Source organism: Citrobacter sp. Cpo071, assembly GCF_030332765.1.
In the GTDB taxonomy this organism is placed as follows: Bacteria; Pseudomonadota; Gammaproteobacteria; order Enterobacterales; family Enterobacteriaceae; genus Citrobacter; species Citrobacter portucalensis.
This window is the reverse complement of the sequence record NZ_JAOWHE010000079.1, coordinates 148,516-162,333: the sequence shown is the minus strand read 5'-3', so window position 1 is coordinate 162,333 and position 13,818 is coordinate 148,516. Positions and strand designations below refer to the sequence as shown.

Here is a 13,818-nt window from a genome sequence, read left to right as displayed (position 1 = left end):
TACCCTATGCTGACGGTTTCACTTCCGGCTCATCGGCGACGTCGCCCGTATGCTTACCTTCATCCGTGCCTTGCCAGCCATGGCGCTGAATTAACGATAAGTGCTGACGATCTTCCGCAATAATTTCACTCAGCATTGCGCTGGTGCGTTTATAAACGGCCGCGCGGGAAGTCGCGTCATTTTCCCCTTTCACCATCTCCTCTACCATCATGGTATTGAATCGGCGGAATACGTCAGCCCGCTCACGTGCCTCATAGCGCCCAAGCCCGAGACCTTCCAGCGCCAGACGTCCGGTCTTCAGTGCACCTTCAAAGGTTTCACGTTCCGGCATATCCACGCCCGCCTGGCGCAGGCGGATGTAATGATCCACGTCGCGCGCACGAGCAATAATTTGCAGATGCGGGAAATGCTCTTTCACCATTTCGGTTAATTGCAGACTGGTTTGCGGATCGTCAATGGCATTAATAATGACTTCAGCTTTCGCCGCCCCGGCAGACTCCAGCAGATCCATCCGGGTCGCGTCGCCATAGAAAACCTTCATCCCGAATTTACGCAGCGTTTCGATATGGTCCGGGTCATGATCAAGAACCACCATTTTGACCCCGCTCGACAACAGCAAACGACCGGTTATCTGGCCAAATCGCCCAAACCCGGCAATGATCACCCTAGGTTGTTCCTCATCGATTTCATCGGCTTCGCGCTCTTCCTCAGTCGCCGATTTTTCCAGACGCGTCAAAATCACCAGCAAAATCGGCGTAGCCGCCATCGACAACGCCACCGCCAGCGTCAGCGATTTCGCCCAGTCAGGATCGAGCACATTTGCCATTTGCGCCGCGCCAAACACCACAAAGGCAAACTCACTGCCCTGCCCTAATAATACGGCAAACCAGCGACGCTGCTTGTTCGGCACCTGCAACGGTTTCGCTATCAACCACAACATGACGGTTTTGATAACCAGGAAACCGACCAGTAGAATGATAATACGCAAGGGATTATCAATCAGCGTACCAAAGTCGATAGACATCCCTACACCGATGAAGAACAGCCCCAGCAGCAGTCCTTTAAATGGCTCAATGTCGCTTTCCAACGCGTGGCGATACTCAGAGCTTGCCAGCAGCACCCCGGCCAGGAATGCCCCCATCGCCATCGACAATCCAACCTCTTCCAACAGCAGACCGAAGCCAAACACGAGGAACAGCGCAACGGCACTGAACACTTCCCGTAGGCCCGAACGGGCGACAAAACGCAAGGCAGGACGTGTGACATAACGACCTAACAGCACCACCAGCACCAGTGCGCCCGCTACCTTAAGGGCAGACAATGCAAACGCCCCAAGCGTTGTTGATGCGCCACTCGCTGCCAGTAATGGGATCATCGCCACCAGTGGAATAGCAGCGATATCCTGGAACAGCAGCACGGCAAACGCGCTGCGGCCCATTTGCGAAACCATCAGGTTGCGTTCATTCATTGCCTGCATAGCGATAGCCGTAGAGGAAAGCGCCAGCGTCATGCCGATCAGCTCCGCTACCTGCCAGCGCAGGCCGAGGAACATACAGAACACACCAATCAGGCCTCCGCAGACCACCATTTGCAATGCGCCGCCGCCGAACACCGAGGCTCGCAGTTTCCACAAACGTTGCGGATCCAGCTCCAGACCAATGACAAACAGCATCAGCACCACACCGATCTCCGCAAAATGCAGGATGGATTCGGCGTCCGTCACCAGCCTCAGGCCCCATGGGCCGATAATGCACCCGGCGATGAGATACCCCAGTACCGACCCGAGCCCCAGCCGTACGGCGATGGGGACAATCAGTGCCGCCGATCCGAGATAAATCAGCGCCTGTATCAGCGTATGGCTATCCATGGTGTGCCTCCTGCCATTCCATCAGACGCTGTTTGTAGTGACGCGCCTGCGCTTGCAGGGTTTCATCATCACAGATAAACGTACAGTGCATCGCAAACGGCGGTAGCCATTTGAGGCCACAATAAAGTGCCGTCGCCTGTAAGGGTTGAGAAAGCACATCAAATCCGGGATGGGAGCCAATATCGAAGTGGTTTTCACCGCCGCCGGTCGTCACCGCCCACAGCAGATGTTTACCGTGCAGCGCAGTACCGCCATGGCCATACGCCCAGCCGTGCGAAAGGACTTTATCCATCCACAGCTTGAGTAATGGAGGTGTGCTGTACCACTGCATCGGATGCTGCCAGATGATCAAATCAGCACGTGCCAGCGCATCCTGTTCAGCGGCAATATCGATATTGAAGTCGGGGTAGAGCTGGTAGAGCGAGCGGATCTCCACGCCCTCCAGCGTCCTTGCCTGTTCAAGCATCCGCTTATTCGCATGCGAATGCTGCGGATAGGGATGCGCATAAATGATGAGGATCATGATTAGCCTGTTTCACTGCATTATTGTAATAACAGTGAGTTTAGTCAGTTAATCCACAGGCTAACAGTCAATATTATTGAGTGGCTGAATGGAGAAAACTGAACTAGTTATCAAGTTCACTCATATCCTTAACCTGATCGCGGTTAATCTGTTCCGTCTTACCCGTTTGCGCATTTTTATACGACACCAGGCCAGTATCATCATCGACTTGCGGTTTGCCGTCAGTGACGATTGTTTTACCATCGGTGGTTTTAACCGCCTGGTTTGAGGAACAACCGGCCACGGTAAACAGTGCTGCTGCAGTAAAAATTGAGGTGATCAGGATATGTTTTTGCATGGTGTTCTCCCTGCTTTTCAGTTGTTTTCTGTGATATACCCAGTTAACTGTAGGCTAACTGACTGAGTTGCAGGGAAAATACAGAACACTCCTAATAACTCGCTCTGGTCACGGGCTTACTGCGAATCGTCATTTGACTGGTTTGAGCCAGCGTCAGACCTCGCGTTTCCGGGGCGAAAGCGATGGACACCAGCAGGCCAATCAGCGAAATTCCTGCGCCCATCAGCATGACATTGCTGATCCCGTATTTGGTAATGAACACCGGCAGCGCCCAGGTTGAAACAATGGTGCCAATGCGGCTTAAGGACATAATCACCCCGACGGCAGATGCGCGAATGTCGGTAGGGAACAGTTCATTTGGGTACAGCCACTGAAGATTTCCCGGTCCCCCCGAGAAAAAGGCGTACACGGCAAACGCCAGCACCACCAGCCACGCTCCCATATCAGGAATTAACCCCAGCACGGCCAGCGCCAGCGTCATCATAATAAAGCTGCCAATTAACAATGGCCGACGGCCCGCGCTATTGAGCCAGAACATGGGCGGAATGCACCCCAGCATAAAGCACAGGCTTATCACCACATTGCCCAACGCCGCGCTTTTCCCGGCACCAAGCCCCAACAGTCCAACAATCTGCGGACCAAAGGTATAAATGGCGAACATCGGGATCACCTGACAGGTCCAGATAGCGGCAACAAACAGGACAAACGGGAAATGACGGCGGTTAAACAGCTGTAGGAAGCGCGTCTCCTGCGGCGCCTCTTCGTCGAACACCACCGGTTCGCCGAACAGCTTGATCATCATCGCTTCACACTCTTTCACCCGACCTTTACGCAGCAGCCAGCGCGGCGATTCAGGAAGATCGAAGCGCCCAATCAGGATCAAAATACAGGGGATCACCGCGCTGCCCAGCATCCAGCGCCATCCTCCCTCAACATCATATAGCCAGTAACCGACCAGATCGGCACAGGTGGCGCCGACATACCACATCGCGGCGATAAAACCGATGGAGAAAGCGCGCTGGCGGGTATTGGAGAACTCGGTAATCATCGAGGTAGCAATCGGATAATCGGCACCAATCACAATACCGATCAGCACACGCATTACCAACAGCTCAATGGGTGAGGAAACAAACATGGTTGCCGCCGATATCACGCCAATGGCAATAATATCGATGATAAACATTTTCCGCCGCCCGACCTTATCGGAAATGTAGCCAAACAGCGACGTCCCCACAAACAGACCGGCGAGCGTGCCGGCCCCCAGCAGACCAATCCACTGAGCGTCCAGTTTCAACGCTGGCGTGAGCTGTTCCAGCGCCACGCCAATCATCACCAGCACATAACCATCCAGAAATGGCCCACCGCTTCCCCACAGCATTATCCGGCGGTGAATAGAGGTAAATTTGATGTCATCAAAGTTCCTGGGCTGCTGCATAGCGACTTCCTGTTCCAACACGGGCAAAGCGTCATCTGTAAGCCGGATAAGGCGTTTACGCCGCCATCCGGCATTGGCGCCACATGATTGCCGGATGGCGACGCTACCACGTCTTATCCGACCTACGGGTGCACAACCTCGTACTTATTAGCCGTAGCGAAACTCCACGCCAAATGTCCCGCGCGGGTATTCCCATTTTTCCAACGCTGTATCAAGTCCGAGAATGCGGCACGTTCCGCACTCCAGGCATCCGGCGTAATCAAAACGGACGCTGCCGTCGTCCTGCTTTTTATACAGTCCGGCCGGACAGGCCTTAATCAGTACTTCCAGCGCCTGTTTATCAGGATCGGTTTTGAGAATGATATGCGGGCTGTCTTCATCCACATTGAACTTATTGACGCCCAGTTTGACGTCCACATTGACGGGAGATGTCATAATACGGTCACTCCTTTCAGGCCATCTTTCATCAGGTTGATGAAGCCCACTTTCTTCGCATGACGCAGGATTTTTTTGCGCATTGGCACCGGAGCAGAGCCATCTACGGTGAACAGGTCGCGCGCGATGCTGACCGCCATTTCGGGATAGGCGGTAAACATGCGTGGGTTATCTAGGAAAGCGGGAAGCTTCTGATACATGCGCATATCGCGCATTGGACCATCATCGAGATGCTGACGGTATTCGCCCAGCGACTGTTTGCTGAAGTCGTCGCGCTTCATTGCGGAAAGCACCGTTTTCGCGGCCGCTTCGCCTGCGGATATGGCGAGATCCATACCGCGGATGGTAAAGCCGAGGTTCATACACATTCCGGCAGCATCACCGGCAATCAGCACACCGTCACCCACCAGTTCAGGCTGCATATTCATACCGGCCTCCGGTACGACGTGCGCGGCATATTCCACCAGCTTGCCACCGGCGATCAGTGGGGCAACCGCCGGATGCTGTTTGAAATCTTCCAGCATTTGTGGGACCGATTTTTTAGCATCTTTCAGATGATGAAGACCGCAGACCAGCCCCAGAGAAAGGGTCGTTTCATTAGTATAGAGGAAGCCCCCGCCCATCAACCCATCGGTTGGAGAACCGGCAAACAGGCAAGCTGCACCTTCGTTCCCCTGTAACTGGAAACGATCTTCAATCACCGATTTTGGCAATTCGATCAGCTCTTTTACGCCAACGGCAACATGCGATGCCTCAACGCGCTTTGCCATGCCCAGTTTTTCTGCCAACAGAGAATTCACCCCGTCAGCGAGGATCACCACTTTGGCTTCCAGAATATCGCCGTCGGCTTCCACGCCCACGACTTTGCCTTCGCGTTGCACAACGTTATCCACCCGAATACCGGTGATAAGCTGGGCTCCCGCCTCCTCGGCCTGCTCCATCAGCCAAGCGTCAAATTTGCTGCGTAAGACGGAATAAGAAACCTGCGACGATGCGGCCTCTTCACCATTGCAATAGTCGATGGTCATCGCCCCTTTGTCGGTCATAAAGGCGAGTTTTTCGTGGGTGATTATGCGTTCAATGGGGGCCTGCTCAGCAAAGCCGGGAATGATGCGTTCCAGGCTATGGGCATACATGCGCCCACCGGTGACATTCTTCGCGCCAGCAGAATTGCCGCGCTCGATGACCAGCACCTGTGCACCTTCCCGAGCCAGCACCAGCGCCGCAACCGAACCGGCCAGACCTGCACCCACGATGATGGCATCAAAGATATCTTCGGACATACGTACTCCTGTCAGTGGCAGGATACTTTCGCACCCTGCCCGAATGGTTTAACGCGCCAGAGCAGCCGTCAGCGCAGGCAGGATCTTCAGCGCATCGCCAACGATGCCAAAATCTGCGTACTGGAAGATCGGCGCATTTTTATCTTTGTTGATGGCGAAAATCGTCTGCGCGCCGTTGGCGCCGACCATATGTTGGATCTGCCCGGAGATCCCCACGGCCAGGTACAGTTCTGGCTTGAGCATCAGGTTGGAAATGCCGACGTAGCGTTCGTGCTCCATCCACTTCTCGTTTTCCGCCACCGGACGTGAACAGGCCAGCTCAGCGCCAATCGCCTGGCACAGCGCTTCGGCCAGCGAGATATTTTCTTTGCTACCAATACCGCGTCCCACGCTGACCACCAGACGGGCTTTGTCGAGATCGACGCTGTTGCTCTGACGCGCCTGCGTTGCCGTACGGGTCACGGCGATAGTCGGAGCCTGCCACTGAACGGTGTGCACCTCGCCGCTGCGGGCGGTATCCGGTTGCTGCGCGTCAAACGTTCCGCTACTGAGAGTGATCACGGCAAACGGTGAAGCGATTGTTTCTGCTCCCATCGCCAGGCCGCCGTAGACCATATGTTTGACCGCCGCTTTTCCGTCCTGTACTTCGACTGCGCTGGCGTCGTTTGAGACTGCAGCCGACAAGCGAAAGCCCAGCTTTGCCGCTAACAGCTTGCCCCGACGCGTATTCGGCAGCAGCACCGCGCCGCCCTCGCTGTGCTGACGAATGGTTTCGGCCATCGCATCGGCGTAGTCTTCAACCATACGGTCTTCTGGTTTGCCGCTGAGCAGCCAGACATGATCCGCACCTAAATGGCATGCCGCCGCGCTGTCCTCATCGCTGAGCACAAACGTGTTAACGTTTTCACCTAAAGCCTGCGCACCATTCATCAGTTCCGGCAGACGAGAAGGGGTATCGCTGAATACCCAGACACTGGAAAATTTGTTCATAACATCCCCTGATAATTAAATGATTTTGCGAAGATTCTCGACAAACGCGGCAATCTGTTCTTCACCGTCACCTTCAATCACAACGCGCTGACGCTCGCGCTGCTTCGGTGCGGCAACCTGTTGTTCGGAATACGCTTGCGCGCCGTTCAGCCCAATGTCCGCAGACGACCAGACCTGGACCGGTTTTTTCGCTGCACCAAGAATGGCTTTCATGGAAGGGATTTGAGGGGTGTTGATGTCGGTAGAGACCGCGATCACCGCCGGAAGCGGGATACTCAGGGTTTCAACTTCATCTTCCAGTTCACGCTCTACCGTCAGCGTGCTGTCGGTAAGAGAGAGGATTTTACTCACGCCGTTAATCGCCGGCACGTTCAGCATTTCGCCCACCAGCAGACCAACCTGCTGTGCATAAAGATCGGAAGAACCGTCGCCGCAAATAAGCAGATCAAAACCTGATTTTTGTGCGGCGGCAGCCAGCGCAGTGGCGGTTTGTTGCGGCAGCGCCTGTTCAAATTGATCGTCAATGACAACAATCAGTTCATCAGGGCCACGGGAGAGCACATCTTTGCGCCCTTTTGCATTGGTCAGCGCTTTGCCGCCGACGCTCATGGCCACAACCTGAGCCTCTCCCACCTGCTGTTTTAACTGGCAAGCCGCTTCGATCGCATTCAGATCATATTGGCTGATTTTGCCATCTGCTTTGCTGAAATCGAGTGTTCCATCAGCATTATTAATCGCAATATCCTGCTCATCAGGTACGCATTTGTAGCAAGTAATTATCTTCATTGCATCTCCAGAAATCATGAAGGAAACGTATTTATATCGGCGGTGTTAAATACAGATATCACGCTCTTTAATTCGGAAATAAAACATTAATCACCAATATTGAAAATGTCACACATTGATATTCGTAACTTTCAATAGTGTTATGCACCTCACCAATATTGAAAGAAACATGTCAAACACGAAAATTTTCAATATTGTTTGCTGGTTCAACAATATTGAACGTCAGTCACTTAAAAAAGTTAAAAAAGCAACATCAACATTATGATTAACAAGGGAATTATTTGTATTTTCAGACAAAATAACTAGCATAAGAAAGTGTGACGCAGATAACAGAATAGCCGGAAATGAATACCCATTATGAGTTACTCACTGAGGCGCCCAGAGGTTAAAAGGTTATCAACAAATCATTAATAATAAATAAACAAACGATCACATACGGGCACGCTAAATAAATTTCGTTTTCACACTGGAATTCACTTATGAAAAATGAAAAGAGAAAGTCGGGAATTGAACCGAAGGTTTTTTTTCCGCCATTAATAATTGTTGGGATACTTTGTTGGTTAACAGTAAGAGATCTTGATGCCGCTAACGTCGTTATTAATGCGGTATTCAGTTATGTCACCAACGTCTGGGGCTGGGCATTCGAATGGTATATGGTCGTCATGCTCTTCGGCTGGTTCTGGTTGGTCTTTGGCCCGTATTCGAAAAAGAAATTAGGCGACGAAAAACCTGAGTTTAGTACCGCCAGCTGGATTTTTATGATGTTCGCTTCCTGTACATCCGCCGCGGTGCTGTTCTGGGGTTCCATCGAGATCTACTACTATATCTCTACCCCGCCGTTTGCTCTCGCCCCCAACTCCGTTGGCGCAAAAGAGATAGCTCTGGCGTACAGCTTGTTCCACTGGGGACCGCTGCCGTGGGCGACCTACAGCTTCCTTTCAGTCGCGTTCGCCTACTTCTTCTTTGTACGCAAAATGGACGTTATCCGCCCCAGTTCCACGCTGGTACCGTTAGTTGGCGAGAAGCATGCTAAGGGCTTGTTCGGCACCATCGTCGATAACTTCTATCTGGTGGCGCTGATCTTCGCGATGGGCACCAGCCTCGGTCTCGCTACCCCGCTGGTAACCGAGTGTATGCAATGGCTGTTCGGTATTCCGCATACGCTGCAACTCGACGCCATCATCATTACCTGCTGGATCATATTGAACGCCATTTGCGTGGCCTGCGGCCTGCAAAAAGGGGTCAAGATCGCCAGCGACGTACGTAGTTATCTGAGCTTCCTGATGCTCGGCTGGGTGTTTATCGTCAGTGGCGCCAGCTTCATCATGAACTACTTCACCGACTCGGTCGGCATGCTGCTGATGCATCTGCCGCGCATGCTGTTCTATACCGATGCCATCGGCAAAGGCGGCTTCCCGCAGGGCTGGACTGTTTTCTACTGGGCGTGGTGGGTTATTTACGCTATCCAGATGAGTATCTTCCTGGCACGTATTTCTCGGGGTCGTACCGTACGTGAACTGTGTTTCGGGATGGTACTGGGCCTGACCGCTTCCACCTGGATCCTGTGGACCGTCCTTGGCAGCAACACGCTGCTGCTGATGGATAAAAACATTCTCAACATCCCACAACTGATTGAACAACACGGCGTGGCGCGCGCCATTATCGAAACCTGGGCTGCTTTACCGCTCAGCACCGCCACCATGTGGGGATTCTTTATCCTCTGCTTTATTGCCACCGTCACGCTGATTAACGCCTGCTCCTACACCCTGGCGATGTCCACCTGTCGCGAAGTTCGTGATGGTGAAGAACCGCCGCTGTTGGTGCGTATCGGTTGGTCCGTTCTGGTCGGCGTCATCGGCATCGTTCTGCTGGCGCTGGGTGGGCTGAAGCCTATTCAGACCGCAATTATCGCCGGGGGATGTCCGCTGTTCTTCGTCAACATCATGGTGACGCTGTCCTTTATTAAAGACGCCAAAGTGCACTGGAAAGACAAGTAATTCTTATTAACCCAATTGATCAAGAGGCTGAAAGATGGATTTCAACTTAAATGACGAGCAGGAACTGTTTGTCGCCGGTATTCGTGAACTGATGGCCAGTGAGAACTGGGAAGCTTATTTTGCCGAGTGCGATCGCGACAGCGTCTACCCTGAGCGTTTTGTAAAAGCGCTGGCGGATATGGGCATCGATAGCCTGTTGATCCCGGAAGAACACGGCGGGCTGGAAGCCGGTTTTGTCACCGTTGCCGCCGTCTGGATGGAACTCGGACGTCTTGGCGCACCGACTTACGTGTTGTACCAATTACCAGGCGGTTTTAACACTTTTCTGCGTGAAGGTACCCAAGAGCAAATTGATAAAATCATGGCGTTCCAGGGCACCGGTAAGCAGATGTGGAACTCTGCTATCACCGAACCGGGAGCGGGATCGGATGTTGGCAGTCTGAAAACCACTTATACACGCAAAAATGGTAAGGTTTATCTTAATGGCAGTAAGTGCTTTATCACCAGTAGCGCCTATACCCCGTACATCGTAGTGATGGCGAGAGATGGTGCATCACCGGATAAACCTGTTTATACCGAGTGGTTTGTTGACATGAGCAAAGCGGGTATCAAGGTCAACAAACTGGAGAAACTCGGTCTGCGCATGGATAGCTGCTGTGAAATCACCTTTGATAACGTTGAACTGGACGAGAAAGACATGTTCGGTCGGGAAGGTAATGGCTTCAACCGTGTGAAAGAAGAGTTTGACCATGAACGCTTCCTCGTCGCGCTGACCAACTACGGTACGGCAATGTGCGCTTTTGAAGACGCCGCGCGTTACGCCAACCAACGCGTACAGTTTGGCGAAACGATCGGCCGTTTCCAGCTGATCCAGGAGAAGTTCGCGCACATGGCGATCAAACTGAATTCCATGAAAAACATGCTGTTGGAAGCCGCATGGAAAGCGGATAACGGCACCATTACTTCTGGTGACGCGGCAATGTGTAAATACTTCTGCGCCAACGCCGCGTTTGAAGTGGTAGACACCGCCATGCAGGTACTGGGAGGTGTTGGTATCGCGGGCAACCACCGCATCACGCGTTTCTGGCGTGACCTGCGCGTTGACCGTGTTTCTGGTGGTTCTGACGAAATGCAGATCCTGACGTTGGGTCGTGCGGTACTCAAGCAATACCGATAGAACGACGCAACCTGTAGGCCTGATAAGACGCCTTAGCGTTGCCATCAGGCAATCAATGCCGGATGGCGGCGCGAGCGCCTTATCCGGCCTACATGGACACCCATAAATGCCAGGAGAAAAATGATGAATCATTTACCAATGCCAGCCTTCGGCCCGCTTTCCGGGGTACGCGTTGTTTTTTCAGGGATCGAAATCGCCGGTCCGTTCGCCGGACAGATGTTCGCCGAATGGGGTGCCGAGGTTATCTGGATTGAAAACGTCGCATGGGCCGATACCATCCGCGTACAGCCTAACTATCCGCAGCTCTCACGCCGTAACCTGCACGCCCTGTCGCTGAATATTTTCAAAGATGAAGGCCGGGAAGCGTTTCTGAAGCTGATGGAAACCACCGATATTTTCATTGAAGCCAGTAAAGGTCCGGCCTTTGCCCGCCGAGGTATTACCGATGAAGTGCTGTGGGAACATAACCCGAAACTGGTTATCGCCCACCTTTCCGGCTTCGGCCAGTTTGGTACCGAGGAGTACACCAATCTTCCGGCGTATAACACCATCGCGCAAGCGTTCAGCGGCTATCTGATCCAAAACGGCGACGTGGATCAGCCAATGCCCGCCTTCCCGTACACCGCCGATTACTTCTCCGGGATGACCGCAACGACAGCAGCGCTGGCGGCCCTGCACAAAGTGCGCGAAACGGGTAAAGGTGAAAGCATCGATATCGCTATGTACGAAGTGATGCTGCGCATGGGTCAGTATTTCATGATGGATTACTTCAACGGCGGCGAAATTTGCCCACGCATGACCAAAGGCAAAGACCCGTATTACGCTGGCTGCGGCCTGTATAAATGCGCCGATGGCTATATCGTTATGGAGCTGGTCGGCATCACGCAAATCAACGAATGCTTCAAGGATATTGGCCTCGCCCACATTCTTGGCACACCGGAAGTCCCGGAAGGCACCCAGCTTATCCATCGTGTTGAATGCCCTTACGGCCCGCTTGTGGAAGAGAAACTGGACGCCTGGCTGGCAACGCACACCATCGCCAAAGTCCAGGCGCGCTTTGCTGAGCTGAACATCGCCTGCGCGAAGGTGCTGACTATTCCTGAACTGGAAGGCAACCCGCAGTACGTTGCCCGTGAATCTATTACGCAGTGGCAAACAATGGATGGCCGCACCTGCAAAGGGCCAAACATCATGCCGAAATTTAAAAACAACCCGGGGAAAATCTGGCGTGGCATGCCGTCACATGGCATGGATACTGCCGCCATTCTGAAAAATATTGGTTATAGCGAAGCAGACATAAATGAGCTGGTCGGCAAAGGCCTGGCCAGAGTTGAGGAATAAACGCGACGCGCTGACCCCTCGATGGTTAGCGCTCACGCCTGATTTCAGTGGATAAAGCAATATGGATATCGTTGGCGGACAAAACTTACGTCAGATGTGGGACGACCTGGCCGGGGTGTACGGAGATAAAACGGCGTTAATTTTCGAATCCTGCGAAGGAGTCGTTCGGCAGTTTAGCTATGCCTCGCTCAATGAAGAGATTAACCGCACGGCAAACCTGTTCCATTCCTTAGGGATCCGCAAGGGCGATAAGGTCGCATTGCATCTGGATAACTGTCCGGAATTCATTTTTTGCTGGTTTGGGCTGGCAAAAATTGGCGCCATCATGGTACCGATTAATGCCCGCTTGCTGGGTGAAGAAAGTGCCTGGATCCTGCAAAACAGCCAGGTAAGTCTGCTGGTCACCAGCGCCCAGTTTTATCCTATATACCGCCAGATACGGCTGGAAAATAGCACCCCGCTTAATCATATCTGTCTGATTGGCGAACAGCTTCCGGCTGACGACGGCGTGAGTCACTTCACCCAACTGCAATCCCGCCAGTCCACCACGCTGTGCTATACGCCCGCGTTATCCACTGACGATACGGCGGAAATTCTGTTTACTTCAGGCACCACCTCACGGCCTAAAGGGGTGGTAATTACCCACTACAACCTGCGTTTTGCAGGCTACTACTCTGCCTGGCAAATCGCCCTGCGCGATGATGACGTCTACATGACGGTGATGCCCGCGTTTCATATCGACTGTCAGTGTACCGCCGCAATGCCCGCATTCTCCGCTGGCAGCACCTTTGTGCTGCTAGAGAAGTACAGTGCCAGGGCATTCTGGAATCAGGTGCATAGATATAAGGCGACCGTTACCGAATGCATTCCGATGATGATCAGAACGCTAATGGTGCAGCCCGCTACACCAACCGACAGACAGCATCACCTGCGCGAAGTGATGTTCTATCTCAATTTATCCGAGCAGGAAAAAGACGATTTTACCGAACGCTTTGGCGTCAGGCTGCTGACCTCCTACGGTATGACTGAAACCATCGTCGGTATTATCGGCGACCGTCCCGGTGACAAACGACGCTGGCCCTCCATTGGTCGCGTGGGATTTAGCTATGAAGCCGAAATCCGTGACGATCACAACCGTCCCCTGCCCGCCGGAGAAATTGGCGAAATCTGTATTAAAGGCGTGCCGGGCAAAACAATCTTCAAAGAGTACTACGCGCAGCCGGAGGCTACCGCCAAAGCGCTGGAACCTGAGGGCTGGTTACATACCGGTGATTCGGGCTATCAGGATGAGGATGGCTATTTTTATTTCGTCGACAGGCGCTGCAACATGATTAAACGCGGCGGGGAAAATGTCTCCTGCGTCGAGCTGGAAAATATTATTTCTGCGCATCCCAAAATTCAGGACATTGTGGTTGTCGGTATTAAAGATTCGATCCGTGATGAAGCTATTAAAGCGTTTATCGTCCTTAATGAAGGTGAAACATTAAGCGAAGCCGAGTTCTTCAGCTTCTGCGAAAACAATATGGCGAAATTCAAGGTTCCCTCTTTTATGGAGATAAGAACCGACCTGCCGCGCAATTGTTCAGGAAAAATAATCAAAAAAAATCTGAAATAACCCTTCCGACAGGAACTCCTCCTGCCGGGAAA

Annotated in this window: 12 protein-coding genes; 4 read left to right on the top strand and 8 right to left on the bottom strand. The window is 52.8% G+C overall.

Annotated elements, in window-relative coordinates; all coding sequences use genetic code 11:
- Positions 1–4: 4 nt before the first annotated feature.
- The 8 genes from kefC to OGY09_RS11240 form a co-directional block, all read right to left on the bottom strand.
- Positions 5–1,867, bottom strand: a complete 1,863-nt coding sequence (kefC, locus tag OGY09_RS11275) for a glutathione-regulated potassium-efflux system protein KefC (RefSeq protein WP_003829616.1) — start codon at positions 1,865–1,867, stop codon at positions 5–7.
- Positions 1,860–2,390, bottom strand: a complete 531-nt coding sequence (gene kefF, locus OGY09_RS11270; protein WP_003829618.1) for a glutathione-regulated potassium-efflux system oxidoreductase KefF — start codon at positions 2,388–2,390, stop codon at positions 1,860–1,862. The genes kefC and kefF overlap by 8 nt, the downstream gene beginning before the upstream one ends.
- A gap of 103 nt (positions 2,391–2,493) precedes the next feature.
- The gene (locus OGY09_RS11265; protein ID WP_003018880.1) at positions 2,494–2,727 is read right to left on the bottom strand and encodes a YgdI/YgdR family lipoprotein; all 234 of its coding nucleotides are present in this window, start codon (positions 2,725–2,727) and stop codon (positions 2,494–2,496) included.
- A 91-nt stretch (positions 2,728–2,818) separates the two neighbouring features.
- Complete coding sequence (locus tag OGY09_RS11260) at positions 2,819–4,162, bottom strand: MFS transporter (protein WP_020996234.1); 1,344 nt, start codon at positions 4,160–4,162, stop codon at positions 2,819–2,821.
- A 147-nt stretch (positions 4,163–4,309) separates the two neighbouring features.
- Positions 4,310–4,597 carry a ferredoxin-like protein FixX gene (gene fixX / locus OGY09_RS11255; RefSeq protein WP_000203736.1) on the bottom strand — a complete coding sequence of 96 codons (288 nt, stop codon included), beginning with the start codon at positions 4,595–4,597 and terminating at the stop codon, positions 4,310–4,312.
- A complete protein-coding gene (locus OGY09_RS11250; RefSeq protein WP_003018887.1) occupies positions 4,594–5,880 on the bottom strand; it encodes an FAD-dependent oxidoreductase in 1,287 nt (428 codons plus the stop codon). Before OGY09_RS11250 ends, fixX begins: the two co-directional genes overlap by 4 nt.
- 48 nt (positions 5,881–5,928) lie before the next feature.
- On the bottom strand, positions 5,929–6,870 hold the full coding sequence (locus OGY09_RS11245) for an electron transfer flavoprotein subunit alpha/FixB family protein (protein WP_032942344.1): 942 nt from the start codon (positions 6,868–6,870) through the stop codon (positions 5,929–5,931).
- A gap of 15 nt (positions 6,871–6,885) precedes the next feature.
- The gene (locus OGY09_RS11240) at positions 6,886–7,656 is read right to left on the bottom strand and encodes an electron transfer flavoprotein FixA (RefSeq protein WP_032942343.1); all 771 of its coding nucleotides are present in this window, start codon (positions 7,654–7,656) and stop codon (positions 6,886–6,888) included.
- Positions 7,657–8,135: 479 nt separating this feature from the next.
- Between OGY09_RS11240 and caiT the strand changes: the two genes are divergently transcribed.
- From caiT to caiC, 4 genes are all read left to right on the top strand, one after another.
- Positions 8,136–9,653: an L-carnitine/gamma-butyrobetaine antiporter gene (gene caiT, locus OGY09_RS11235; protein ID WP_003829695.1), complete on the top strand. Its 1,518-nt coding sequence runs from the start codon at positions 8,136–8,138 to the stop codon at positions 9,651–9,653.
- Positions 9,654–9,687: 34 nt separating this feature from the next.
- Positions 9,688–10,830: a crotonobetainyl-CoA dehydrogenase gene (gene caiA, locus OGY09_RS11230; protein WP_032942342.1), complete on the top strand. Its 1,143-nt coding sequence runs from the start codon at positions 9,688–9,690 to the stop codon at positions 10,828–10,830.
- A gap of 123 nt (positions 10,831–10,953) precedes the next feature.
- Entirely contained in the window at positions 10,954–12,171 is a 1,218-nt protein-coding gene (gene caiB, locus OGY09_RS11225; protein WP_032942341.1) for an L-carnitine CoA-transferase, read from the top strand.
- Positions 12,172–12,232: 61 nt separating this feature from the next.
- The gene (gene caiC, locus OGY09_RS11220) at positions 12,233–13,786 is read left to right on the top strand and encodes a crotonobetaine/carnitine-CoA ligase (protein ID WP_032942340.1); all 1,554 of its coding nucleotides are present in this window, start codon (positions 12,233–12,235) and stop codon (positions 13,784–13,786) included.
- Positions 13,787–13,818: the final 32 nt, after the last annotated feature.